Here is a 25,235-nt window from a genome sequence, read left to right on the forward strand (position 1 = left end):
TGCGCCCCCACACCTGTGGATACCATGGTCGTCGTGCCCGATCCGTTCATCGACCTGCACGCGCACTCGAGCGTCTCCGACGGCACCGAGCGACCCGCGGACCTCGTCCGGGCGGCAGCAGCCGCCGGACTGGACGCCGTCGCCCTGACGGACCACGACACGACCGCGGGCTGGGCGGACGCCACCGCCGCGGCCCGCGAGCTCCCGCTGACGCTGCTGCCGGGCCTCGAGCTCAGCACGCGCGTCGGCTACCGCAGCGTGCACGTCCTCGGCTACCTCGTCGATCCCGCGGACCCGGACCTCGTCGCCGAGACGGAGCGCATCCGCGTCGGTCGACTGGCCCGCGCCCGCCGCATGGTGGAACGCATCGGCCGCGACCACCCGATCACGTGGGAGGACGTCCTCGCCCAGTCGAGCGACGGCGCCACCATCGGACGCCCGCACATCGCCGACGCCCTCGTCGCCCGGGGCCTCGAACCCGACCGCAGTGCTGCGTTCCGCGGCATCCTGCACCCGGCGTCCGGCTACTACGAGCCGCACGAGGCCCCGACGCCGCTCCGCGGTGTGGAGCTCATCCGCGGCGCCGGCGGCGTCCCCGTGATCGCCCATCCGGCGGCGTCCTCACGTGGGATCGTCATCGACGAACCGATGCTCCGCGAGCTGGTCGAGGCCGGGCTCGGCGGCCTCGAGGTCGACCACCGCGAGAACCTCGCACACGGCAAGCGCACCCTGCTCGACTGGGCCACCCGCTACGGCCTGTTCGTCACCGGGTCGAGCGACTACCACGGCACCGGCAAGCCGAACCGACTCGGCGAACACCGCACGGCCCTCGCCGCGTTCGACGCCATCCGCTCCGAAGCGACCGGCAGCGCCCCCGTCGTCGGCCCCGGCTCCCGCCTCACCTGACCCGAGTCTCGCTCTGACCGGCCCGAGTCTCGCCCTGAGCGACTGATCTCGCGCTGATCGCCGCGAACAACGCCGCCGAGGCCGAGACTCGGCGGCGGCCAGCAGGCGGGCGGGGACGACGAAGGGCCCGTCGCGTCAGCGACGGACCCTTCGGTCTGGAGGCGCTACTCGCCGTCCGAGCTGCCCTGCGGCGTCGAGGCGGTCGCCTCGGCGGAGCCGCCGCCGGGGCGGCGGCGACGACGGCGGCGGCGCTTCGCCGCGCCGTCCGCGGAGCCGGCCTCGCCCGCGGAGCCGGCGTCACCCGTGGAGGAGGCCGGGGTCTCGGAGCCGGTCGACTCAGCGGCGGGGGTCTGCGGGGCGGACTGCTCCGCGCCTCCAGACCGGGTGCGGGTGCGAGCCGGACGTGAGCCGGACCGAGGGGGCCGGTCGCCCGTCTTCTTCTCGGCGGGACCGCCGGCGGACGCCGCGTGCGAGGACGCTCCGGGCAGGCGGCCCTTGGTGCCGGCCGGGATGTCGAGCTCCTCGAAGAGGTGCGGCGACGACGAGTAGGTCTCGACGGGCTCGGGGATGCCGAACTCGAGGGCCTTGTCGATCAGCGTCCACTTGTGCAGGTCGTCCCAGTCGACGAACGTGACCGCGATGCCGGTCTTGCCCGCACGACCGGTGCGGCCCGCGCGGTGCAGGTACGTGTCGGGGTCGTCCGGGATCGTGTGGTTGATGACGTGCGTGACGTCGTCCACGTCGATGCCGCGGGCCGCGACGTCGGTCGCGATGAGCACGTCGCGCTTGCCGGCCTTGAACGCCGCCATCGCGCGCTCGCGCTGTTCCTGGTTGAGGTCGCCGTGCACCGCCGCCGCGTTGAAGCCGCGGTCCTTGAGCTCTTCGACGAGCTTCGCCGCGGCGCGCTTCGTGCGGGTGAAGATCACGGTCTTGCCGCGGCCCTCGGCCTGCAGGATGCGGGCGATGACCTCGTCCTTGTCGAGCGAGTGCGCGCGGTAGATGACGTGCTTGATGTTCGCCTGCGTCAGACCCTCGTCGGGGTCGGTCGCGCGGATGTGCACCGGGCGGGTCATGAAGCGACGGGCGAGCGCGACGATCGGCGCGGGCATCGTGGCCGAGAAGAGCATCGTGTGGCGCACGGCGGGCACGGCCTGGAAGATCCGCTCGATGTCCGAGAGGAACCCGAGGTCGAGCATGCGGTCGGCTTCGTCGAGGACGACCTCCTGCACGTGGGAGAGGTCGAGGATGCGCTGGCGCTGCAGGTCGATGAGGCGGCCCGGCGTGCCGACGACGATCTGCGCGCCGGACCTGAGCTGCTCGATCTGGCCCTCGTACGCCTTGCCGCCGTAGATCGACGCGACCGTGGTCGGTCGGTTCGAGGTGGCGAGCTCGAGGTCCTCGGTCACCTGCACCGCGAGCTCGCGGGTCGGGACGACGATGAGGGCCTTGACGCCGGGTTCCGGGTCGGAGCCGAGGCGCTGGACGAGTGGGAGGCCGAAGCCGAAGGTCTTGCCGGTACCGGTCTTGGCCTGGCCGATGATGTCCTGGCCGGTGAGGGCGAGCGGGATCGTCTGCTGCTGGATCGGGAAGGGCTCGCTGATGCCCTTCGTCGCGAGCGCGTCGACGATGTCCTGCTCGATGGAGAGGTCTGCGAAAGTCAATGGATCACCTTGGTCCTGGTGGGAGTCCCCACCAGTCTACCGACGGGGAGGAGCACCGGCTGCCGACCCGTATGCTGAGCGGGTGGTGTCGTGGTGGAACCGGAAGCGCGCGGCGCAGCTCGCGGCCGCATGGCTGGCGTCGCGGAACCCGCGGAACGCCTCGTCCGGCGAACGGCTGCAGCTCGACGACGTCAGCCCCGAGCTCGACGTCTACCTCGGGCAGGCGGCCTACCTGCAGCTCTCCCTCTACGAGACCATGGGTCGCGCCGGTGCCGGCGCCCCGACGCTCTCCGGTCGCCTCGTGACCGGCGTCCTCGCGACGACGGCGCTCGAACGGCACCGCACCATCGTCGCCGAGATCGAACGGGCCGGCCTCGACCCGGCCGAGCTCATGGCCCCGCACCGCGAGGCGATCGACCGGTTCCTCGAGCGCACCAGCGGCGCCGACTGGTACGAGTCGATGCTCACCGGCTACGTCACCGCCGGCATCCTCAACGACCTCTTCGACAACCTGCTCCGCTCGCTGCCGATCGACGTCCGGCAGCGCCTGCGGACGGTGTTCGACTCCCGTGAGGAGCCCGCCGTGGTCGAGGAGCTCACCGCCCGCATCGAGGACGACCCGAGCGTGGGGCACCGGCTCGCGATGTGGGGTCGTCGTCTCGTCGGCGACACGCTCCTCGTCGCCCGGTCCGCGCTCGCCTCACACGCCCGCCAGGACCAGGAACGGCTGGAGCCGGTGTGGACCGAGCTCATCGCCGCCCACACTCGACGGATGGACGCCCTCGGGCTGACCGCCTGATGTCCGCCGTCACGACGGGTGGCCGTCGCGTCCGGCCGCGCACCCTGGACGGCGACGGGTCGTGGCTGTCCGCGCTCCTCGGTGGGGCCGCGATGTGGACCGCGTCCCGTGTGCTCGTCACCACGATCGCACTGGTGTCGCAGTGGGCGGCCACCGGTTCGCTCCTCGGCGGCCGTCCGTTCGCCGACCTGCTCGCCCGCTGGGACTCCGGGCACTTCGCGGCCATCGCCACGGACGGGTACACCGCCGGGTCCACCGACGTCGCCTTCTTCCCGGGCTACCCGTTCGCGGCCAGGGCGCTGGCCGCGGTGCTCCGGCCCGTGAGCGCCGACCCGGTGCCGACCGCCCTCATGCTCGTCGCGGCGCTCGGTGGCCTCGTCGCGGCGGTGCTGCTCTGGCGGCTCGCCGAGGTGACCGTCGGTGGGCGCGCGGCCTCCGTCGCGACGCTGCTGTTCGTCGTCGGGCCGTACGCGGTGTACCTGCACGCGTCGTACTCCGAGTCGTGCTTCGCCGCCGCGGCGATGGGTGCCTGGTACCTCGCGCTCCGCGACCGGTGGACGGCCGCCGGGCTGGTGACCGCGCTCGCGGGGACGATCCGGGCGAACGGGCTGTTCCTGCTCGCGGCGCTCGTGGTGCTCTACGTCGTCCGCCGGCGAGCGGCGGGCGAGCGGACCGTGGCGTGGCCGGCTGCCGGCCTGGCGACCGGGGTGCTCGGGTTCGCCGGGTACATGACCGGGCTCCGCGTGCTGACCGGCCGTTGGGACGCGTGGTCCGTCGCGCAGCAGGAGGGATGGGCGCGGACCACCTCGGCACCGTGGACGACCTTCTCGGCTACGGTGCAGAACGTGCTGCACCACCCGCTGGTGTCGGCACGGCCGCAGTTCCTGCTCGACATCGTCTTCGCGGCGCTGCTGCTCGTCGCGGTCGCGTACTTCCTGGTCCGGCGGCGGTGGGCGGAGGCGACGCTGCTCGGCCTCACCGCGGTGTCGCTGATGACCAGCTCCACCTACGTGTCGCTCGCCCGCAACACCCTGACGCTCTTCCCGATCTGGGTGGCGCTCGGGGCGGCCTCGCAGCGGCACGCCCTCGGGCGCTGGGTGACGACGGCGGTGCTCGTCGTCGGGGTGGTGCTGTGCACGGCCAACACGCACCAGTTCACGCTCGGGGCCTGGGCGGACTGACGGCCGTCCGGCGTCGGCGGGTTCAGGCGCCGCGCGTGGCCACCCGGTCGTGGTACTCGGCGTCCGCAGCGGTGCGGCGCGTGCCGAGGACCCACTCGGTGACGGCGGCGACGACGCCCGCACCGACGAGGGCGGCCACCCAGATCCAGGTGCCGTCGTACCGGAGGCCCGCCCAGGTCAGCGCCTCCCAGACCACGGCGGCGACGACGCCGCCGACGGCCGGGCCGAGCAGCGCTCCGCGGCTCGACCGCCAGGGGACCACCACGTGGGCGATCGCCCCGGCGATCACGCCGCCGAGCACGGCGAAGAGGAGCTCCACGTCAGGCGACGAAGCCGATGCGACGCGACTCCTCGGCGCCGACCTCGACGTAGGCGAGCGAGGCGACCGGCACGATGAACCGGCGGCCCTTCTCGTCCTGCAGGGAGAGGTGCGTCGCCTTGTCCCCGAGCGCGGCCGAGACGGCCTGCTCGATCTCGTCAGCGGTCTGGGTGGTCTCGAACGCGATCTCGCGCGGGCTGTTGGTGATGCCGATCTTGATGTCCACGAGCACAGCGTATCCGAGCGCTCCCCGCTGGCTCCGGCCGTTCGCCGCGGGCGCACTGCGGACCGCGGGCACGGCCGGCGGGCCTTCCGTCCGGTGCCGTCCGGTCGGGTGTGCACTCGCTCGCGTGGGACCCGCGCGGTGTCGGCCGTGCTCGGTACCGTACGAGGGTGCCCCGGACCCTGCTGACGCCCGCCCCGACCGAGGCGCCCGCCCGGGCGCTGACGGCCGACGCGTCGCAGGCCGCCGTGCTCGCGCTCCCGGACGACCGGCACGCCGCGGTCATCGGCGCGCCGGGCACCGGCAAGACGACCACCCTCGCCCGGCTCGTCGCCGCGCGGTGCTCCCGCGCCGACGCGATCTCGCCGGACGGCCACGCGACGGTGCTCGCGCTGACCTCGGCGCGGACCGCCGCGACGGCCCTGCGCGACCGGCTGGCAGCAGCGGTGGACCGGGTCGTGCCCGGTGCGCTGGCCCGGACGGTGAACTCCCTGGCGTTCCAGGTCGTCGCGCACGCTGCCGCGGTGCAGGGGCAGGAGGCGCCGACCCTGCTCACCGGCGGCGAGCAGGACCGCATCATCGCGGACCTGCTCGACGGGCACGAGATCGACGGCGCCGGTCCCGACTGGCCCGCGCCGATCACCGCCGTCGTGCGCGAGCGCGCCGGCTTCCGCACCGCGCTCCGCGACGTGATGATGCGCGCGGTGGCCGCCGGGGTCGAGCCCGAGGACATGCGCGAGCTCGGCGACGACCTCGGGCGACCGGAGTGGCGCGCCGTGGGGGACTTCGTCGACGAGTACCGCGCCGCGGTCACGGCCTTCCGGGGCACCAGCCTCGACGCGGCGGAGCTCGTCGCGTACGCCACCGCGGCCGTGCTCCGCGGCGAGGTGCCGGCGAGCGTCGCGGCGCTCCGGCTCGTCGTGGTGGACGACACGCAGGAGCTCGTCGAGGGCGAGGTCGCCCTGCTCGGCGCCCTCGCTCGTTCCGGCGTGCAGGTCGTGGCGTTCGGCGACCCGGACATCGCGGCGTCGGCGTTCCGCGGCGCCGAACCGGACGTGCTCGGGCGGCTCGCGGTGCGGCTCGGTGTCGACCGGGTGGACGAGATCGTCCTGACCACGGTGCACCGGCACCCGGCGCCGATCCGCGCGCTGGTGTCCGCCGTGACCGCTCGCGTCGGGGCCGCTGCCGCCGGACGGCAGCGCACCGCCACCGCAACCGAGGAGGACGCCCGGGCGGACGCCGTCGTGCACCTCGAGGCGCCGAGCCGTGCGGCCCTCGTCGTCGCGGTCGCCCGGCGGCTCCGCGAGCACCGGCTGCTCGACGGCGTCCCGTGGCACCGGATGGCCGTGGTCACCCGCAGCGGCGCCGCCATCCCCGAGCTCGTCCGCGCGCTCTCCGTCGCCGAGGTCCCCGCGACCGCCGGTGCCGCATCCGTGCGCCCCCGTGACGACTCCGCCGCCCGTGCCCTGCTCGACGCGGCCGCCGTCGCGCTCGACGTGGTGCCGCTCGACGCCGCCCTCGCGACGGCGTTCGCGACCGGCCCCCTCGGCGGGCTCGACACCCTGGCCATGCGCCGGCTCCGGCTCGCCCTGCGGCGCGAGGAACTGTCCGGCGGGGGCACCCGTACCGCCGACGAACTGCTCGTCGACGCGCTCGGCGCACCGGAGCGGTTGGCCACGGTCGACGCGGGCTTCGCGCGCCGGGCCACCCGGCTCGCCCGCAGCCTCGTGCAGGCGCGGACGGACGCCTCGGCCGGAGCGAGCATCGAGGAGATCCTCTGGGGGCTGTGGGAGCGCAGCGGCCTGGCGGGCGCCTGGGGTGGGCAGTCCGCGGCCGGCGGGGTCGGCGCGGCCGAGGTGGACCGACACCTCGACGCCGTGGTCGGGCTCTTCACGGCGGCGAAGCGCTTCGTCGAACGCACGCCGGACGCCCCGGCCCGGGTGTTCGTCGACGACCTGCTCGGCGCCGACCTGCCCGAGGACTCCATCGGCCCCGACCGGACCGCCGGCCGCGTCCGGGTGCTCACCCCGTCCGCGACGATCGGGCTGGAGTGCGACGTGGTCGTCGTGCTCGGGCTGCAGGACGGCGTCTGGCCGAACACCCGCGTGCGCGGCAGCCTGCTCGACCCGGACGGCCTCGTGCGCGCCGCCGCGGGGACGGACCACGGCGCCGTCGACGACCGCGCCGCCGTGATCGCCGACGAGCTGCGCCTCTTCGCCCGCGCGGTGTCCCGCGCCACCACCCAGGTGGTGATCGGCACGGTGGCGAACGACGACGAGGCGCCCTCGCCCTTCGTCCGGCTCGTGCCCGTGCTCCCGGACCGGCAGTCGACCGTGCACCCGCTCTCACTGCGCGGGCTCGCCGGGTCCCTGCGTCGCCGCGTCGTGACGACCGGCGACCACGAGGCGGCCTCCGCCCTCGCCCGGCTCGCCGAGGCCGGGGTGCCCGGCGCCACGCCGGACGACTGGTACGGCCTGGCCGAGCCGTCCACCGACGCCCCCCTGGTCGACCTCGACGCCGATCCCGCCCCGCCGCCCGGAGCGCCCGACGACGATCCCGTGCCCCCGACCGTGTCGGTGTCGCCGTCCCGCATCGGGACGTTCGAGGAGTGCCCCGTGCACTGGTTCGCGCAGACGTTCGGCGGCGGCGCCCCGAGCCCGGCGATGGGCATCGGGACGATCGTGCACGAGGCGATGGAGCACGCGACCGCGGTCGACGTCGAGTCCCTGTGGGCGTCGGTCGAGTCGCGCTGGGACGAGCTGACCTTCGAGTCGCCGTGGATCGCCGATCGAGAGCGCGCCCGCACCCGGCGGATGATCGAGGGGCTCAGCGACTACCTCCGCACCTTCGCGAGCGCGGGTCGGCGGCTGCTCGGTGCCGAGACCTCGTTCGCGCTCGTCACCGGGCCGGCCCGGATGCGGGGGAGCATCGACCGCATCGAGGTCGACCCCGAGGGCCGCGTGAGCGTCGTCGACCTGAAGACCGGCCGCTCGATGCCGAGCGAGAAGAACGACATGCCCGGACACCCGCAGCTGGGCGCCTACCAGCTCGCGGTCGAGGACGGCGCCGTCGAGGGTGTCCCCGCCGGGTCGCCGATGGCCGATGCCCGACTCGTCTTCGTGCAGAACCCCCGGAGCGGACGCGCGTACTCGGAGCGGACCCAGCACGCCTTCGGCCCCGAGGACCGCGACGCCTACCGGGACCGCCTGCACACCGTGGCGCGGGGGATGGCCGGGCGGACGTTCCTGGCGAACGTCGACGACCACTGTGAGAAGGCCCGGACCGGCGTCGAGTGCCGGATCCACGTCGTGGGCGAGGTGACCTGGTGACCGACGGACAGCTCCTCACCGAGACGGTGCCCCGGCACGACGCCGACGCGATCGCCGACGCGCTCGGCCGTCCCCGCCCCACCCCGCAGCAGCGCGCCGTCATCGAGTCGCCGCTCGCGCCGGCGCTCGTCGTCGCCGGCGCCGGCAGCGGGAAGACCGAGACCATGGCCTCCCGGGTCGTCTGGCTGCTCGCGAACGGCATGGTGCGCCCGCACGAGGTCCTCGGCCTGACCTTCACCCGCAAGGCCGCGGGCGAGCTCTCGGTCCGCATCAACGACCGCATCCGGGCGCTCGAGGACGCCGGCCTGCTCGAACCGGGCGACGCCTTCGAGGCGCCGACCGTCTCGACCTACAACGCCTTCGCGAACGCGGTGTTCCGCGAGAACGCCCTGCTCGTCGGCCGTGACGGCGAGTCCCAGGTGCTCACCAAACCCTCCGCGTGGCAGCTCGCGCGCCGGGTCGTCGTCGGCGCGCGGGACGACCGGCTGGCCGGGCTCGACCGTGACGTCGACACCGTCACCGCGGCCGTGGTGGCGCTCGCCGGGGCGGTGTCCGAGCACCTCGTCGAGCCGGAGCGGCTGCGCCGGTTCGCGATCGAGTTCTCCGAACTCCTCGAACTGCCGGGCAACAACCGCGGGACGCCGTACCGGGCGATCACCGACGCGGTCGCCGTGATCGGTGCGCTCGAGCCGCTGGTGGACCTGGTCGAGGAGTTCCGGCGGCAGAAGGTCGACCGCGGGTTCGTGGAGTTCTCCGACCAGATCGCGCTCGCCCTCGCCGCGGCCGAGTCGGCACCCCGCGTGGTGGACGACCTGCGCGGGCGGTACGGCGTCGTGCTGCTCGACGAGTACCAGGACACCTCGGTGGTGCAGACCCGGTTCCTCGCGCGGCTGTTCCGTGGGCACCCGGTGATGGCGGTGGGCGATCCGCACCAATCGATCTACGGGTTCCGCGGTGCGAGCGCGGCGAACCTCGCCCGCTTCCCCCGCGACTTCGGCGCCCCTGCGGACGAGGCCAGACCGGATCAGGCCAGACCGGACCAGGCCATGCCCGCGCAGCGCGTTGCTGGGCAGCCCCTTGCGGGTCGACCGGTCACCTACGCCCTCTCCACCAGCTGGCGCAACCCCGTCGACGTCCTCGCCGGCGCGAACGCCGTCGTCGCGCCGCTGTCCGCCGCGTCCGATGTCGACGTCGAGCGCCTGGAACCCCGCCCCGGCGCGGACGCCGGCACCGTGCAGGTCGCCTTCCCGGAGACCCTGCCGGACGAGGCGGCGGCCGTCGCACGGTGGTTCGCCGACCATCGGGGGGCACACGCGGACGCCTCGATGGCGCTGCTGCTGCGGTCGCGGAAGGACCTCGCGGCCTTCACCGGAGCCCTCGCCGAGCACCGGGTGCCGTTCCACGTGCTCGGCACCGGCGGCCTCCTGCAGCGGCCGGAGATCGTCGACCTCGTGGCGTGCCTCCGCGTGCTGCACGACCCGGCGGCCGGGAACGACCTGCTCCGCCTGCTCGCCGGCGCCCGGTGGCGGATCGGTGCGGCGGACATCGCAGCGCTGCACGGCCTCGCCCGGTGGCTGTTCAACCGCGACCACACCCACCAGCGGCTGGACGACGACCTGACGGCGGCCTTCCGGGCCTCGGTCGCCGCGGGGGAGCACGGGTCGATCGTCGACGCCCTCGACTTCGTCGCCACGGCCCCCGACGAGCACGGTGCACTCGAGGGCATCAGCCCGGTCGGCCGGGAACGCATGCGGGCCCTCGGGCAGCAGCTCGCGGTGCTGCGCTCCCGGGCGGGTGGCGACCTCGTCGACTTCGTCACCCTCGTGGTGCAGGAGATGCGACTCGACATCGAGGTGGCCGCGCACGAGCAGGGCAGCGGCGCCTACCTGGACGCCTTCGTGGACGAGCTGTCCGGCTTCGTGTCCACCGACGACCGGGCCGACCTCGGCGCCTTCCTCGGCTGGGTCGACGCAGCCGCCCGTCGTGACGACATGGGTCCGAGGTCCGAGGAGCCCGAGGCCGGCACGGTGCAGATCCTGACGATCCACGGGTCGAAGGGCCTCGAGTGGGACGCCGTCGCGGTGCCCCGACTCGTCGAGGGTGCGCTGCCCGCTCGACCGCAGGAGGGCTCGTCGGGCTGGCTCGGCTTCGGTCGGCTGCCCTACGAGTTCCGGGGGGACGCCGACGAACTGCCCCGCCTCGACTGGCGCGGGCACGACTCGCAGAAGGACGTCACGGTCGCGATCGACGCCTACAAGGAGCAGGTGAAGGCCCGCAACGAGGACGAGGAACGTCGCCTCACCTACGTCGCGCTCACCCGTGCCAAGCACGACCTGCTGCTCACCGGTTCGTTCTGGGCGGGCGGGGTCAGGCCGACCGAGCCGAGTCGCTACCTCCGCGACCTCGTCGACGCCGGCGTGGTCGAGGCCGACGCCGTCCCCGACGCGACCGTGCACGAGGCCGACCCCCTCGGCGAGGCCGGCGCCACGCAGTCGTGGCCGCACGTGCCCTTCGGCCGCCGCGCCGCCCGCGTCGCCGCCGCCGCGGAGCGGGTCCGGAACGCCAACCCCGGCGCCTCCGGCCGGTTCGCCGCCGACATCGACCTGCTCCTCGCCGAGCGCGAGGCCGCACGGAAGGCCCGACACCAGGTGGTGGTGCCACACCGGGTGCCCGCGTCCGGCTTCAAGGACTACCTCGCCGAACCGGACGCCGTGGCCGAGCGGCTCCGTCGGCCGATGCCGGAGCGTCCGTACCGCGCGACCCGGCTCGGCACGTTGTTCCACCAGTGGGTCGAGCAGCGGGCGCGGAGCGGGGGGTCGCTCGAGACCCTCGACGTGTGGGACGGCGAGGCAGACCTCGATGCCGACGAGGCCGTCGACGCCTCCACGGATGCTCCGGTCACCGACGACGACGCCCGCCGTCTCGCCGACTTCCAGGCCACGTTCGCGCGGTCGCGCTGGGCAGGACGCACGCCGATCGAGGTCGAGCGCGAGATCCACCTGCCGTTCCTCGGGCACAGCGTCGTCTGCAAGCTCGACGCCGTCTACGAGATCGACGGACGTGCCGAGGTGGTCGACTGGAAGACCGGCAAGGCCCCGTCCGGCGCGGACGACCTGGCCAAGCGGCAGCTCCAGCTCGCGCTCTACCGCGTCGCCTACGCCGAGTTCACCGGGCGGCCGCTCGACGAGGTCGACGCGGTGTTCTACTTCGTCGCCGACGACCTCGAGGTCCGGCCGGCCGAGCTCCTCGACCGCGCCGGCCTGGAACGCGCGTGGCGCGCTGCGGTGGGCTGACGCGTCGCGCACCGCGCGCAGCGTGCGCCGTGACGGACGGGAGGCGCGGTGCCAGCTGGCACCGCGCCTCCCGTCCGTCGGGTGGTGGCGTCAGCCGTGTCGGCGCTCGGTCGACGACAGCAGCTGCTCGACCTCGCCGATCTCCATCGTCTCCGGCGAGACCGACTGCAGCGGGGCCGCGCTCGGCGTCTGCACCGCGTCGACCAGCCGGTGCATCATCGCGACCGCGTCGTCGACGACCTCGGTGCTCTTCACCTGGACGCCGTGCAGCAGCCACTGCGCGGTCTCGAGTTCGTGGTGCACCCGTGCCCGCTGCGCGAGCTGGCGGTCGCGACCGCCGCCGTTCGCCTCGTACGCGCTGAGGACGGTGTCGAACGCCTCCTGGCGGCCCGCGAGGATCCAGGCGAGGTCCTTGGCGGGGTCCCCGAGGCGCAGCTCGCCCCAGTCGACGACGCCGGTGACGGCGTCACCCTCGACCAGGACCGCGTCCGGGCCGAACGAACCGTGCACGACCGTCGGCGTGAACTGCCACAGCTGCTGGTCGCGCGCGGCGCCCTCCCAGCGTTCCTTGAGCGCGGCGGGGACGAGTTTCGTGGCGACCGCGCGGTCCATCACGGACACGGCGGAGCGGAGCACCTCGAACGGGGTGAGCGAGGGCAGGCCAGCGTCGGTCACGAAGCTCGTCGGGAGCTGGTGGATCGCGGCGACGGCGCGACCGACGCTCGTCGCGAGTTCGGGGCGCTCGACCAGGGTGCGCAGCGTCGGGTGTCCGCCGGGCAGGTAGGTGGTGACGATCGCCCGGGTGGATCCGATCGGCGCCTGACCCCGGTACTCGGCGACGCCGAACGGGAGGCGCGTGCGGATCCCGGCGCTCAGCGCACGGATCGCGACGAGGTCGGCCGACTGCCGCGCCTCGGCGCGTTGGTTGCGGGGGCGCCGGATCGCCACGTGGGCGCCGGTGTCGTCGCGGAGGACCGCGGACTCGTAGTCCCCGGCTGCGACCGAGCCGAGTGTGCGCGTACCCGTCACGACGAGTCCGGGGACGGCCGTCGTCGCCAACGCGGCTAGAGTGAACTGGGATCCCGCCATGCCCTCAGGGTAGGTCGATCGTCGCGGCACCGGTGTGCGCCACGCTGACCCGGGCACTCCCGATCGAAGCCGCTGATCTGAGGAGTCCTCCGCCGTGACCGTCGAGTTCGCCGCCAGACTGCCGCTGTCCCGGAACGAACTCGACCGCGACGCCGAGTTCCGTTCGACCGACGACCTCGAGCGGGTGCTGCGTGACGACCCGGCCACGCGCTGGCTGCCGGTGCGCGGCGGCGAGATGCTCCGCAACCAGGACGGCACCCTCCGCTTCGTCACCGCCGCCGAGGTCCCCGAGGGCACCGTCACGCTCTACCTCGGCCGTGCGGTCGCCGACGAACACGACGCTCCCGCCGGCACCCGGTTCGCCGCAGCCCTGGTCGACGCCGACACCGCAGCGGCGATCGAACCGCGCGACGACGCGTGGGAGAGCCTGCGGATGTTCGGCACCGAGCTGTCCGCGCGTGACCAGGGCCTCGCGGTCGAGGCGGTCGCGATGGCGAACTGGCACGCCGTGCACGGCTTCTCACCCCGGACCGGCGCCGCGACCGAGGTCGTCACCGGCGGCTGGGTCCGCCGCGAACCCGGGGGGAAGGAACACTTCCCGCGCACCGACGCCGCGATCATCGTCGGGGTGACGGACGCCGACGACCGCATCCTGCTCGGCTCCAACGCCGCGTGGGACGCGAACCGGTACTCGCTGCTCGCCGGCTTCGTCGAGCCGGGGGAGTCCCTCGAGGACGCGGTCCGGCGCGAGGTCTTCGAGGAGTCCGGCGTCCACGTCGAGGAGCCCGAGTACCTCGGTTCGCAGCCCTGGCCGTTCCCGGCCTCCCTCATGGTCGGCTTCCGCGCCCGCGCGGTGGACGGCGATCCGTCGACCGCGCGTCCGGACGGCGTGGAGATCCTCGACGTCCGCTGGTTCTCCCGCGACGAGATCCGGGAGCGCGCCGGTGACACCCTGCTGCTGCCGGGGCGCACCTCGATCGCCCGCGCCATCATCGAGGAGTGGTACGGCGGGCCGCTGGACACACCGTGAGCGCGGGCGCTCCGCAGGCCGCCGAGGTCCGGCCGCCGTCCCCGGACGAACTGCTCGCCGCGCTCGACGCCGAACAGCGCACGGTCGCCCGGACGCTGCTCGGTCCGGTCGCCGTGCTCGCCGGCGCCGGTACCGGCAAGACGCGGGCGATCACGCACCGCATCGCCTACGGCGTCGCCACCGGCACCTACTCGCCGAACCACGTCCTCGCGCTGACCTTCACCACCCGTGCTGCCGGTGAGCTCCGGTCCCGTCTCCGTGCCCTGGGCGCCGGGACCGTGCAGGCCCGGACCTTCCACGCCGCGGCGATGGCGCAGCTGAGCTACTTCTGGCCGGACACGGTCGGCGGCAGCGCCCCGCGGATCGTCGAGTCCAAGGGCCGGATGATCGCGCACGCCGCGGACACGGTCGGGCTGCACGTCGACAAGCCCGTGCTCCGCGACCTCGCCGCCGAGGTCGAGTGGCGCAAGGTACAGATGCTGACGCTCGAGGAGTACGAGGCCGCCGCCGCCGAGCGGGTGATGCCCCGGGACACCGCGCCGCGCCGGGTGATCGATCTGATGAAGGCCTACGAGCAACTCAAGGACGAACGGCGCCAGCTCGACTTCGAGGACGTCCTCCTCGCGACGCTCGGCATGGTGGAGTCCGAGCCCCGCGTGGCGAGCTACGTCCGGCAGCAGTACCGCTTCTTCGTCGTCGACGAGTACCAGGACGTCTCGCCCGTGCAGCACGACCTGCTCCGCGCCTGGCTCGGCGGGCGTGACGACGTGTGCGTGGTCGGCGACGCCAGCCAGACGATCTACTCGTTCGCGGGGGCGTCGAGCCGCTACCTGCTCGGCTTCGGGTCGGAGTTCCCGCGCGGGTCCGTCCTCCGGCTGGAGCGGAACTACCGGTCCACGCGTGAGGTCGTGCACGCCGCGAACGCCCTGATGCGCGGACGCCCCGGCGCGCTCGACCTCGTCGCACAGCAGACCGAACCCGGGCCGGAGCCCGAGGTCCTGGCATGCGTGCACGACGGCGACGAGGCCCAGACCGTGGCACGACGCATCGGCGAACTCGTCGCCGGCGGCGCCGCGTTCGGTGACTGCGCGGTGCTCTACCGCGTCGGCGCGCAGGCGGCAGCGCTCGAGTCGGCGCTCGGTCGGGCGGGCGTTCCCTACCGGGTGCAGGGCGGGACGCGCTTCTTCGACCGTCCCGAGGTCAAGCTCGCCGTCCACCACATGCGCGGCGAGGCCGTCCGGCAGACCGACGACGAGCTCACCCGGCGGGTGGGCCTCGTCCTGCAGGTCAGCGGGTGGACCCCGACGCCACCAGAGGGGACCGGCGCGGTCCGCGAGCAGTGGGAGGCGCTGCAGGCGGTCATGGGTCTCGCCGAGGCAGCCCCGGCCGGCACGACGATGCAGCAGTTCACGCAGGACCTCGTCGACCGTGCCGCCACCCACCACGAGCCCGAGCTCGACGCCGTCACCCTCGCCACGATGCACTCGTCCAAGGGCCTGGAGTGGCCACACGTGATCGTGGTCGGCGCCGCCGAGGGCCTGCTGCCGATCTCGCACGCGACGACCGACGACGAGGTCGAGGAGGAGCGTCGGCTGTTCTACGTGGCGCTCACCCGTGCTCGCCGGTCGGTGACCGTGACGTGGTCGCGGCAGGGGTCGACGCGCGGCGGTGCGCGGGCCCCGAGCCGGTTCCTGGCAGCGCTCGACACGAGCACCGCGGGTGGGGGCGCACCGGCCGGAGCGTGACGGCCAGGTCGTCCCGCTCGAAGACCACCTGGTCGGCGTCGGGGTGCTGTGTCACCAGGGGGAGCCGTCCGATCAGCATCCGCACCGCCGAGGCCGCGACGGCAGCGACCCGCCAGGGCGACAGCGGCGCCGCGGGGCGGCCCCAGACCTGCGCCGCGATCGCCGGCCACGCCGGGTCGTCGTCGACGGCGGCGTACTCGAGGCACTGCAGGCACGGTCCCATCCCGAGGACCACGACCGGTCCGAGCCGTACCCGGCCGTCGCCCACGACGACCGGCAGGTGCGGGACCCCGCGCCGCGTCCACGCCGCGCGGAGCGCCGGGTCGACGACGTGGTCGGCCACCACGACCGCGAGCCGCGGGTCCGGGACCGGGAGCACCACGGGACCGCCCGGGCGGGCGGTGGTCCGCGCGACCGTCACGCCCTCGCCGGAGAGGAGATCGGCGACGGAGTCGGCCAGCGCGCCGCGGCCGTGCACCTCGACGCGGGCGAGGGGCTCGGGCAGGACGTCGACGACCGCGGGGGACGCCGCACCGAGCACCCGGGCCGCCACGGTTGGCGGACACCCGCAGGCCGCAGCGAGCCCGCCGAGTGCCTCGCGGGAGGTCTCGCGACGGAGCGCGGAGAGGAAGCGCTCCTCGGCGGTCGTCGGCACCGCGACCACCGCGCGCGGCGGGTCGACGCCGAGCTGCACGGTCGCCGGGTCGCGCCAGACGAACTCGAGCGACGGATCGATGCGGATGCCCATGCCCCAACGCTGACCGAGGGCCGGTCGGTGTCGGGGCGCGGGCGGAGGATCTGTGGAGAACTACGGACGCGGCTCGTCGTCGCCGGGCTCCTCGACGTGCCCGGTCTCGTCCTCGCGCGGACGGTCGCCGGTGCTGTCGTCGAGCAGGTCCTGCAGGGCCTTGTCGAACTCGTCGTCCTGGGCGCTGCGGCCCGGGTTGCGGAGCCGGAGCACGAAGGCCTCGGGGGCGTCGATGTCCTCGGACGTCGGTACCGCGTCGAAGTGCGACCAGAGGGCATCGCGCTCCTCGGCACCGAGCTCGTCGGTGAGGTGCTGCCACATCGCCGCCGCCTCGCGCAGCCGGCGGGGCCGCAGTTCGAGGCCGACGAGCGTCGCGAACGCCGACTCCGCGGGACCGCCGGCGGCACGGCGACGACGGACCATCTCGGCGATCGCGCCCGAGCGGGGGAGCCGCACGGTCGCGGCGGCGGTGACGGTGTCGACCCAGCCCTCGACCAGCGCGAGCATCGTCTCGAGCCGAGCGAGCGCTGCCTCCTGTTCGGCGGTGCGCGGCGGGATGAGGGCACCGGACGCCAGCGCGTCGCGGAGCTGCTCCTGGTTCGTGGGGTCGATCTCCGACGCCAGCTCCTCGACCCGGTCGAACGGGATGTGGATGCCGCGGGCGTAGTCGGTGATGGACGAGATGATGTGCAGTCGGAGCCAGCGCGCCGAGCGGAAGAGCCGGGCGTGCGCGAGCTCGCGGACCGCCAGGTAGATGCGGACCTCGTCCTCGGGCACGTCGAGGCCGTCGGCGAACTCCGCCACGTTCTGCGGCACGAGTGCGGCGACCTGCTCGTCGAGGAGCGGGACGCCGACGTCACCGCCGGACACGACCTCCTTCGCGAGCTGCCCGACCACCTGGCCGAGCTGGATCGCGAAGAGCGCCCCGCCGACGCCGCGCATCGCCTTCGACACGTCGCCGAGCATCGCCTTGAGCTGCTCCGGCGCCCGCTGCTCGATGGCCTCGGTCAGGGCGTTCGAGATGCTCAGCGCCACCGGCTCGGCGATCTGCGCCCACACCGGGGTGGTGGCCGCCGCCCACTGCTCGCGGGTGAACAGGCTCGGCGTCGCGGTGAGCTCGGGGACGCTCGTGGCCTCGTCGAGCCAGAGCGCGGCGACCTGGAACGCCTGGTCGCTCGCCTGCGCGGTGGCCGGGTCCACCGGGTGGCCGCCGTCGCGGGCGATCGCGGTGGCGCGTTCGGTCGCGACGGAGAAGTCGATGCCGTCCCCGCCGGACTGCGCCGCCCGCTGGAGCTGGCTCATCAGGTTCGCGACGAAGGCCGGGTCGTTCGGCAGGCCGGCGGCACCGGCGAGCTGCGACGGGTCGATCTGCCCCTCGCCGGAGAGGAGCTTGCGGAGCATCTCCTGGAAGTCGTCGTCCGGCCCCGGCTGCGGTTCATCAGGCATGCCGACTACGCTAATCGCTGCTCACGGAGCCGCACCTGGGACGCCCCCGTGGGAACGCCCGAACCGCTGCGCCGAGGGCGAACAGCCCGCAAGGGCACCCGCTCTGGAAGGACGCCCGTGACCCTCTTCGCCCCCGCGCCCCGTCGCCGTCCGCGCTCCCGCACCGTGGGGTGGGCGTTCGTGATCGGCGCCGTGGTCCTCGGGCTGCTGGCGAGCTTCCTGCCGAGCCCGTACCTCATCGAGGTGCCCGGTCCGGTGTACAACACGATCGGCACCCAGGAGCAGGGGACGGGCAAGGACGCGAAGGCCGTGGAGCTCATCCAGGTCGACGGACACCCGACCTACCCGACGTCCGGCGCGCTCGACATGCTCACGGTCGGGATCCAGGGCGACGCCTCGAACCGGCCGTCCTGGACGAGCGTCATCCGCGCCCTCTTCACGAAGTCCCAGGCGGTGGTCCCGGTCTCGGCGATCTACCCGGAGGGCACGACGACCGACCAGGTGCAGCAGCAGGACCAGGCGGACATGCAGGCCTCGCAGCAGTCCGCCGTGGCCGCCGCGCTCATCCACCAGGGCTACGACCTGCCGACCCGGCTCGTGGTCGGCACGGTGCAGGACGGTTCGGCCGCCGACGGCGTGATCCGCGAGGGCGACGTCATCACGGCGTTCGACGGCACCTCGCTCACCACGAACGCCGACGCCACCACCCTCCGCGAGGCGGTCGCGAAGCACGGCACCGAGGGGCCCGCGGAGGTCACCGTCGAGCGCGACGGCAAGTCGACGTCGGTGGCGGTCACGCCGCGCGAGCAGCAGGGGACCGCACTCATCGGCGTCGGGGTCACCGAGCAGTACGACTTCCCGTTCCAGGTGAAGATCACGCTGCAGGACGTCGGCGGCCCCTCCGCCGGCATGATGTTCGCGCTCGGGATCATCGACGAGATCACGCCCGGCAAGCTCAACGGCGGCAAACACGTCGCCGGTACCGGCACCATCACCGCCGACGGAGAGGTCGGCCCGATCGGCGGCATCCGGCAGAAGCTGTACGGGGCGAAGGACGCCGGCGCGACCGTCTTCCTCGCACCCGCCGACAACTGCGACGAGGTCGTCGGTCACGTGCCGGACGGTCTCGACGTGTACAAGGTGGCCACGCTCGACCAGGCCGTCACCGACCTGCAGACCATCGCCTCCGGGAAGAGCACCGCGAAGCTCGCGCGCTGCGGGTCGTAGACCCGCAGCGCAGCAGTGGTGACGTGCGCGCACGTCGCGATCCGCGCCTCCCGTCCGTCCGGACTGGAGGCGCGGGGCGCCTTCCTGAGTCCCCGTACAGTTTCGCTGTCGGTCCGGACCAATAGGATCGGTGCACTGACGGCCCGCCGTGCCGGGCCCGCCGGTTCGACACGTCTGGAGCACATCAAGTGACGACAACCTCGTCCACCTCGGGCCCTTCCTCCTCTGGGCGGCGCTCGCCGCGGGTCCCGATCGTGGTCACGATCATCGTGCTGGCCGCGCTGGTGATCGCCTTCTTCATCTTCGCGAGCCTGTACACGGACTACGCCTGGTTCGCCCAGCTCGGGTTCCAGCAGGTCCTGACCACCCGGTGGGTCGCGGGGACGCTGATGTTCCTCGCCGGGTTCCTCGGCATGGCGGTCGCGGTCTACGTGAGCATCGCGCTCGCGTTCCGCTTCCGGCCGGTCTACGCGAAGCTGAACTCGCAGCTCGACCGCTACCAGCAGGTCATCGAACCGCTCCGTCGTGCCGTGATGATCGGCATCCCGGTCGTGCTCGGCATCTTCGCGGGCCTGTCGACCGCGGGGCGCTGGAGCATGGTGCTCGAGTACTTCAACCGGACGCCGTTCGGCAAGACCGACCCGCAGTTCGGCCTCGACATCGGGTTCTACGTCTTCGAGCTGCCGTTCTGGCGCTCGATCGTCGCCTACTCCTCGGCGGTCGTGCTCATCGCCGGGCTCGCGGCGCTCGCGGCCTCGTACCTGTACGGCGCGATCCGCTTCGGGGGGCGCGAGGTCCGGATCTCCAAGGCCGCGCGCGTCCAGCTCGCGGTCACGGCCGCCGTCTACATCGCGCTGCAGGCCGTCAGCCTCTGGCTCGACCAGTACGCCGCACTGACGAAGTCGAACTCGCTCATCACCGGTGCCCAGTACACCGAGGTGAACGCCGTCATCCCCGGCCGCGAGATCATGGCCGGCATCGCCGCCATCGTGGCCCTGCTCTTCATCGTCACCGCGGTCATCGGTCGCTGGCGCATCTCGATCGTCGGCACCGGGCTGCTGCTCGTCGCGGCGATCGTCATCGGCGGCGTCTACCCCTGGGTCGTGCAGCGCCTGCAGGTCAAGCCGTCCGAGCGGTCCTACGAGTCCGCGTACATCGAGCGGAACATCAAGGCGACGCGGGACGCGTACGGCGTCTCCGGCGTGCAGGAGCGGGGCTACGACGCCACGACCGAGGCGAACTCCGGCGCACTGGCGCAGGACGCGCAGACCACGGCGAACATCCGCCTGATCGACCCGAAGATCGTGTCCGACACGTTCAGCCAGCTGCAGCAGTACCGGCAGTACTACCAGTTCCCGAAGGAGCTGGACGTCGACCGGTACGACGTGAAGGGCCAGACCGAGGACACCGTCATCGCGGTCCGCGACATCGACCTCGAGGGCCTGAGCAACGCCGCGAACACCCAGTACAACCGGGCGTTCGTCTACACGCACGGCTACGGCGTCACGGCGGCGTACGGCAACCAGCGCGCGAGCGACGGCAAGCCGGTGTTCCTCGAGTCGGGGATCCCGTCGAACGGCGCCCTCGGCGACTTCCAGCAGCGGGTGTACTTCGGTGAGACCTCGCCGGCGTACTCGATCGTCGGCGCTCCTGAGGGCTCGAAGGACATCGAGCTCGACTACCCGTCCGGCTCCGACGACGACAACGGCGGCAACGCCACGACGACGTACGCGGGCAACGGCGGGCCGAGCCTCGGCAACTTCTTCAACCGGCTCGTCTACGCGGCGAAGTTCCAGTCGGAGCAGATCCTGCTGTCGAACGCCGTGAACAAGGACTCGCAGATCCTCTACGACCGCGACCCGATCACCCGCGTGAAGAACGTCGCACCGTTCCTGACGCTCGACAGCGACGCCTACCCGGCGATCGTCGACCACCGCATCCAGTGGATCGTGGACGGCTACACGACGAGCGACGCCTACCCGTACTCGCAGAGCCAGAGCCTGTCGGACAGCATCGCCGGTGCGGAGACCTCGGCCTACCGCACCGACCAGGTGAACTACATCCGGAACTCGGTGAAGGCCACGGTCGACGCCTACACCGGCAAGGTCACGCTCTACGCCTGGGACACGAAGGACCCGGTGCTGAAGACCTGGCAGAAGATCTTCCCGAGCGCGATGCAGCCCGTGTCGAAGATGAGCGCGGAACTGCTCGACCACGTCCGGTACCCGACCGACCTGTTCAAGGTGCAGCGGTCGATCCTCGGCACGTACCACGTCACGAACGCGAACTCGTTCTACTCGGGCGACGACGCGTGGAACACCCCGCAGGAGCCGACGTCGGGCACGAACGACTCGGACACCACGACGGACGCCTCCACCACGACGACGGCCCTCGGGACGCAGACGACGACGAACCGGGCGAACCTGCAGGACCCGTACTACCTGACCATGAAGGTGCCGGGGCAGGGGACCGCGTACACGCTGTACACGACGTACATCCCGCAGCAGTCCGCCGGGGCGAACAACCGCAACGTGCTCACCGGCTACCTCGCCGTGGACTCGGATGCGGGCGGCGCCGGCAAGGGCAAGAAGGGGTCCGGCTACGGCAAGCTCACGCTGCTGACCATGCCGAAGACGGACAACATCCCGGGCCCGGCGCAGGTGCAGAACCTGTTCAACTCCGACACCACGGTGTCCCAGGAGTTGAACATCCTGAAGCGGGGCAACTCGACGGTGAAGCAGGGCAACCTGCTGACCCTGCCGGTCGGCGGCGGCTTCCTCTACGTCCAGCCGGTCTACGTGCAGTCCACCTCGAGCGGTTCCTACCCGCTGCTCCAGAAGGTGCTCGTGGCCTTCGGCGACAAGATCGCGTTCGAGGACACGCTCGACCAGGCGCTCGACAGCCTGTTCGGCGGCAACTCGGGTGCGTCCGCGGGTGACTCCGGCGCTGCCGGTTCGGGTTCGGGATCGAACTCCGGCGCGGACGCCGGGTCCGGTTCGGGGTCGTCCGGCTCGACGGGTTCAGGCTCCGGCTCGACCGGCTCCGGCTCCGGCTCGGGTTCGGCGGGTTCCGGCTCGGGCACTGTCGACAACGCCGCGCTGCAGCAGGCCCTGAACGACGCCAAGCAGGCGCTGCAGGACCGCCAGGACGCCTACGCCAAGAACGACCTGGTCGCTGCTGCCGAGGCCGACCAGCGCCTGCAGGACGCCATCGAGGCCGCGACGCAGGCCGAGGGCGGGAACTGACACGCCGTGGCGGGGCACACGATTTGTGCCCCGCCACGGAGCTGTGTAGGCTATTCAACGTGCCGCGGGGTGGAGCAGTTCGGTAGCTCGCTGGGCTCATAACCCAGAGGTCGTAGGTTCAAATCCTGCCCCCGCAACCAAGCGTCACATGAAGGCCCCGGTCCATTCGGATCGGGGCCTTCGTCGTTGCTTGTGGCTGCCCCGAGTCTCGCGCTGAGCGACACTTCGCGGGGCTCCGAGCACGTGCACTGTCGCTGGGCGCGGAACTCGGCCCCGGGTACGCTCGCCGGATGGGCACCCTCACGATCGCCGCCGCGCAGTTCGCCCCCGTCGACGACCCCACGGCGAACCTCGGGACCGTCCGCGCCGCCGCCGAGGAGGCAGCCGCGCGCGGGGCGGACCTGCTCGTGACACCGGAGTACACGTCCTACTTCTCCGCCGACATCGACGACCGCTTCGTGGCAGCCGCCGAGCCCCTCGACGGGCCCTTCGTCTCGGGGCTCCGCGACATCGCCCGGACCGTCGGCATCGCGCTCGTGGTCGGCGTGGCCGAGACCGCCGAGGACGCCGGTCGGTTCCGGAACACCCTCGTCGCCGTCCGACCGGACGGGTCCATCGCCCAGACGTACCGGAAGGTGCACCTCTACGACGCGTTCGGCGCGAAGGAGTCCGACCGCATCGAGGCAGGCGACCCCGAGCAGACCGCGGTGTTCGAGCTCGACGGACTCCGGATCGGGCTGGAGACCTGCTACGACCTGCGCTTCCCCGAGGTGACCCGACGACTCGCCGCCCCGGAGCACGGTGGCGCGGACGTCGTCGTGGTGCCGGCCGAGTGGGTGCGGGGTCCGGGCAAGGAACACCACTGGCGGACGCTGCTCACCGCCCGGGCCATCGAGAACACCGTGTGGGTCGTCGGGGTCGGGCAGACGCCGCCGGTCGGCATCGGGGGTTCGGTCGTGCTCGACCCCTCGGGTGTCGCGGTCGCGGCTGCCGGTGCCGCTCCGGGGATGCTCGTCGTCACGGTGGACACCGGCGTGACCCGGGCCGTGCGGGCGACGAACCCGTCCCTCACCCTGCGGCGCTACGACGTGGTCCCGCGCGGCTGAGCGGTTCCGGCACCGCCGTCGGGCCGGGCGGCTCGCGCGCGCTCCCTCGTCCGCGTGGTCGCACGTCTCGGGCGCGGACGTCCGGTTGGGCTCATCCGAGCGGGCTGTTCCTGCGCGGCCGCGTTCCTGCGGTGCTCCGTTTCCGCCCGCTCGCGCGCTCTCTCGTCCGCGCCCCATCGAGCGGGCGGATCCGGCAGCGGACGAGGTGGCCTGCGTGCGACTTCCGCCCGTTCGCGCTGCGGGTGAGTCCGCCACGGGCGAGCGGGCGGATCCGGCAGTGGACGATGTGGCCGGCGTGCGACTTCCGCCCGTTCGTGTTGCGGGTGAGGCCGCCATGGGCGAGCGGGCGCATCCCGCGGGGAGCGAGGCGGTCCGTGAGCCGACTTGGCCCGTTCGCGTTCCCGTGGGACGCCGCACCATCGGGCGGGCGGAATCGGCAGGGCAGGAGCGCGCGGTCAGCACGTTCCGCCCGCTCGCGGGAGGGCGGCGGGCAGCACGGAAGGGCCAGCGACGGCAGAGCGGCCGTCAGCCGGCAGGAACGCCCGGGTCAGTTCGAGGGCGTGAGGGCAGCGAGCCGGGTGGCGGCGTCCTCGAGCACGCTCCGGCGCTTGCAGAAGGCGAACCGGATGAGCGAGCGGTACCCGTCGGCATGGTCGGGCCGGACGAACGCCGACACCGGGACGCCCACCACCCCGGCGAGCTCGGGCAGACGGAGGCAGAGCTCGCGGGCGTCCCGGTAGCCCAGCGGAGCGGCATCGGCCAGCACGAAGTAGCCACCGTCGGGGCGCAGCACGTCGAAGCCCGCCGCACGGAGTCCGGCGGCCAGCAGGTCGTGCTTCGCGGACAGCTCGGCCGCGATGCCGGTGAAGACGTCGTCGGGGAGGCGCAGTCCGGTGGCGACCGCGGGCTGGAACGGTGCGCCGTTGACGAAGGTCAGGTACTGCTTCACGGTCGTGATCGCGTCGACGAGCGCAGGCGGAGCGGTGAGCCAGCCGATCTTCCAACCCGTGGTGCTGAAGGTCTTGCCAGCGCTCGACACGGTGACGGTGCGCTCGGCAGCCCCCGGCACCGTGGCGATCGGGACGTGCGGGGTGGTGAACGTCAGGTGCTCGTAGACCTCGTCGGTCAGGATCACCGCGTCGTACCGCGCAGCGAGCTCGACGACGGTGGACAGGACCTCGCGGGGGAGCACCCGCCCGGTCGGGTTGTGCGGCGTGTTCACGAGGACGACCCGGGTGCGGTCGGAGAAGGCCGCGCGGAGGGCCTGCTCGTCCGGCAGGAAGTCCGGCGCGGTCAGCGGGACGGTCACGTGCGTGCCGCCCGCGAGCCGGATCAGTGCGCCGTACGCGTCGTAGAACGGCTCGAAGGTGACCACCTCGTCACCGGGCTCGACGAGCGCGAGCAGGGTGGCGGCGAGGGCCTCGGTCGCGCCCGCGGTGACGAGGACCTCGCGGTCGGGGTCGACCTCGAGCCCGTACCAGTGCGCCTGGTGCTCGCTGATCGCGGTGCGGAGGTCCGGGAACCCACGCCCCGGCGGGTACTGGTTGACGCCCGCGCGGATCGCGGCGACGGCGGCGTCGAGCACCTCGGCGGGGCCGTCCGCGTCCGGGAAGCCCTGACCGAGGTTGATCGCGCCGGTCGCCGCGGCGAGGGCGCTCATCTCGGCGAAGACGGTCGGGGCGGGGACGCCGTCGCTCCCCAGGAGCATGGCTCCCTCGGCGGCGCGCAACCAGGGTCCGGACTGACGCATGTGCTTCCCTCCACCCGATGGCGACGGGAGACCGCCGTCGGTCCTCCCAACCTAGCGGGCAGGGCGGCGTCACCAGGGAGAGCGTCCACAGGCCACGCATAAGATCGCCATAGGTCGCTCGCAGCCCGGTCAGGAGCA

The 25,235-nt window shown here is 73.2% G+C and carries 16 protein-coding genes and 1 tRNA gene; 11 read left to right on the forward strand and 6 right to left on the reverse strand.

The features are described from left to right. Positions 1-24: 24 nt before the first annotated feature. Entirely contained in the window at positions 25-906 is an 882-nt protein-coding gene (locus tag ACY3FI_RS04285) for a PHP domain-containing protein (protein WP_462549514.1), read from the forward strand. Between the two features lie 164 nt (positions 907-1,070). Here the strand turns inward: ACY3FI_RS04285 and ACY3FI_RS04290 are convergent, their stop codons facing one another. Beyond that, a complete protein-coding gene (locus ACY3FI_RS04290) occupies positions 1,071-2,567 on the reverse strand; it encodes a DEAD/DEAH box helicase (RefSeq protein WP_462549515.1) in 1,497 nt (498 codons plus the stop codon). Positions 2,568-2,649: 82 nt separating this feature from the next. On the opposite strand from ACY3FI_RS04290, the gene ACY3FI_RS04295 reads away from it, so the two are divergent. Together ACY3FI_RS04295 and ACY3FI_RS04300 are read left to right on the forward strand one after the other, a co-directional pair. Beyond that, positions 2,650-3,366, forward strand: coding sequence for a ferritin-like fold-containing protein (locus ACY3FI_RS04295; protein WP_462549516.1), 717 nt, complete (start codon positions 2,650-2,652; stop codon positions 3,364-3,366). Further along, complete coding sequence (locus tag ACY3FI_RS04300) at positions 3,366-4,547, forward strand: mannosyltransferase family protein (RefSeq protein WP_462549517.1); 1,182 nt, start codon at positions 3,366-3,368, stop codon at positions 4,545-4,547. Before ACY3FI_RS04295 ends, ACY3FI_RS04300 begins: the two co-directional genes overlap by 1 nt. A 22-nt stretch (positions 4,548-4,569) precedes the next feature. Here the strand turns inward: ACY3FI_RS04300 and ACY3FI_RS04305 are convergent, their stop codons facing one another. Together ACY3FI_RS04305 and ACY3FI_RS04310 are read right to left on the reverse strand one after the other, a co-directional pair. Beyond that, entirely contained in the window at positions 4,570-4,866 is a 297-nt protein-coding gene (locus tag ACY3FI_RS04305) for a hypothetical protein (protein ID WP_462549518.1), read from the reverse strand. 1 nt (position 4,867) lies between these two features. Continuing rightward, positions 4,868-5,092 (reverse strand): DUF3107 domain-containing protein, encoded by a 225-nt coding sequence (locus ACY3FI_RS04310; RefSeq protein ID WP_462549519.1) that lies wholly within the window; start codon positions 5,090-5,092, stop codon positions 4,868-4,870. A gap of 167 nt (positions 5,093-5,259) precedes the next feature. Between ACY3FI_RS04310 and ACY3FI_RS04315 the strand changes: the two genes are divergently transcribed. After that, positions 5,260-8,418 carry a PD-(D/E)XK nuclease family protein gene (locus tag ACY3FI_RS04315; protein WP_462549520.1) on the forward strand — a complete coding sequence of 1,053 codons (3,159 nt, stop codon included), beginning with the start codon at positions 5,260-5,262 and terminating at the stop codon, positions 8,416-8,418. Next, positions 8,415-11,711, forward strand: a complete 3,297-nt coding sequence (locus ACY3FI_RS04320) for an ATP-dependent DNA helicase (protein WP_462549521.1) — start codon at positions 8,415-8,417, stop codon at positions 11,709-11,711. Before ACY3FI_RS04315 ends, ACY3FI_RS04320 begins: the two co-directional genes overlap by 4 nt. Positions 11,712-11,801: 90 nt before the next feature. Here ACY3FI_RS04320 and ACY3FI_RS04325 read toward each other — a convergent pair whose 3' ends face one another. Continuing rightward, positions 11,802-12,800, reverse strand: coding sequence for a phosphotransferase (locus tag ACY3FI_RS04325; RefSeq protein ID WP_462549522.1), 999 nt, complete (start codon positions 12,798-12,800; stop codon positions 11,802-11,804). A gap of 94 nt (positions 12,801-12,894) precedes the next feature. On the opposite strand from ACY3FI_RS04325, the gene nudC reads away from it, so the two are divergent. Together nudC and ACY3FI_RS04335 are read left to right on the forward strand one after the other, a co-directional pair. After that, a complete protein-coding gene (nudC, locus tag ACY3FI_RS04330) occupies positions 12,895-13,830 on the forward strand; it encodes an NAD(+) diphosphatase (RefSeq protein WP_462549523.1) in 936 nt (311 codons plus the stop codon). Continuing rightward, positions 13,827-15,575, forward strand: a complete 1,749-nt coding sequence (locus tag ACY3FI_RS04335) for an ATP-dependent helicase (protein ID WP_462549524.1) — start codon at positions 13,827-13,829, stop codon at positions 15,573-15,575. Before nudC ends, ACY3FI_RS04335 begins: the two co-directional genes overlap by 4 nt. Before the next feature lie 808 nt (positions 15,576-16,383). Here ACY3FI_RS04335 and ACY3FI_RS04340 read toward each other — a convergent pair. Then, the gene (locus ACY3FI_RS04340) at positions 16,384-17,769 is read right to left on the reverse strand and encodes a zinc-dependent metalloprotease (protein WP_462549525.1); all 1,386 of its coding nucleotides are present in this window, start codon (positions 17,767-17,769) and stop codon (positions 16,384-16,386) included. A gap of 117 nt (positions 17,770-17,886) precedes the next feature. Here ACY3FI_RS04340 and ACY3FI_RS04345 point away from each other — a divergent pair, with 117 nt between their 5' ends. The 4 genes from ACY3FI_RS04345 to ACY3FI_RS04360 all read left to right on the forward strand — a co-directional run bounded on the left by ACY3FI_RS04345 (position 17,887) and on the right by ACY3FI_RS04360 (position 23,347). After that, complete coding sequence (locus ACY3FI_RS04345; protein ID WP_462549526.1) at positions 17,887-18,996, forward strand: YlbL family protein; 1,110 nt, start codon at positions 17,887-17,889, stop codon at positions 18,994-18,996. Positions 18,997-19,250: 254 nt separating this feature from the next. After that, on the forward strand, positions 19,251-22,241 hold the full coding sequence (locus ACY3FI_RS04350) for a UPF0182 family membrane protein (protein ID WP_462549527.1): 2,991 nt from the start codon (positions 19,251-19,253) through the stop codon (positions 22,239-22,241). A gap of 63 nt (positions 22,242-22,304) precedes the next feature. After that, a tRNA-Met gene (locus tag ACY3FI_RS04355) sits at positions 22,305-22,381 on the forward strand. A gap of 150 nt (positions 22,382-22,531) precedes the next feature. Continuing rightward, positions 22,532-23,347: a carbon-nitrogen hydrolase family protein gene (locus tag ACY3FI_RS04360; protein WP_462549528.1), complete on the forward strand. Its 816-nt coding sequence runs from the start codon at positions 22,532-22,534 to the stop codon at positions 23,345-23,347. Positions 23,348-23,894: 547 nt separating this feature from the next. Here ACY3FI_RS04360 and ACY3FI_RS04365 read toward each other — a convergent pair. Beyond that, on the reverse strand, positions 23,895-25,097 hold the full coding sequence (locus ACY3FI_RS04365) for an aminotransferase class I/II-fold pyridoxal phosphate-dependent enzyme (RefSeq protein ID WP_462549529.1): 1,203 nt from the start codon (positions 25,095-25,097) through the stop codon (positions 23,895-23,897). Positions 25,098-25,235: the final 138 nt, after the last annotated feature.

Source organism: Curtobacterium sp. RM9 (assembly GCF_054956955.1).

What these genes read in the sequence shown, in the direction of transcription:
- ACY3FI_RS04365 (WP_462549529.1), bottom strand. Translation starts at nt 25,097, where the DNA reads ATGCGTCAGTCCGGACCCTGGTTGCGCGCCGCCGAGGGAGCCATGCTC.
- ACY3FI_RS04285 (WP_462549514.1), top strand. Translation starts at nt 25, where the DNA reads ATGGTCGTCGTGCCCGATCCGTTCATCGACCTGCACGCGCACTCGAGC.
- ACY3FI_RS04360 (WP_462549528.1), top strand. Translation starts at nt 22,532, where the DNA reads ATGGGCACCCTCACGATCGCCGCCGCGCAGTTCGCCCCCGTCGACGAC.
- ACY3FI_RS04340 (WP_462549525.1), bottom strand. Translation starts at nt 17,769, where the DNA reads ATGCCTGATGAACCGCAGCCGGGGCCGGACGACGACTTCCAGGAGATG.
- ACY3FI_RS04325 (WP_462549522.1), bottom strand. Translation starts at nt 12,800, where the DNA reads ATGGCGGGATCCCAGTTCACTCTAGCCGCGTTGGCGACGACGGCCGTC.
- ACY3FI_RS04300 (WP_462549517.1), top strand. Translation starts at nt 3,366, where the DNA reads ATGTCCGCCGTCACGACGGGTGGCCGTCGCGTCCGGCCGCGCACCCTG.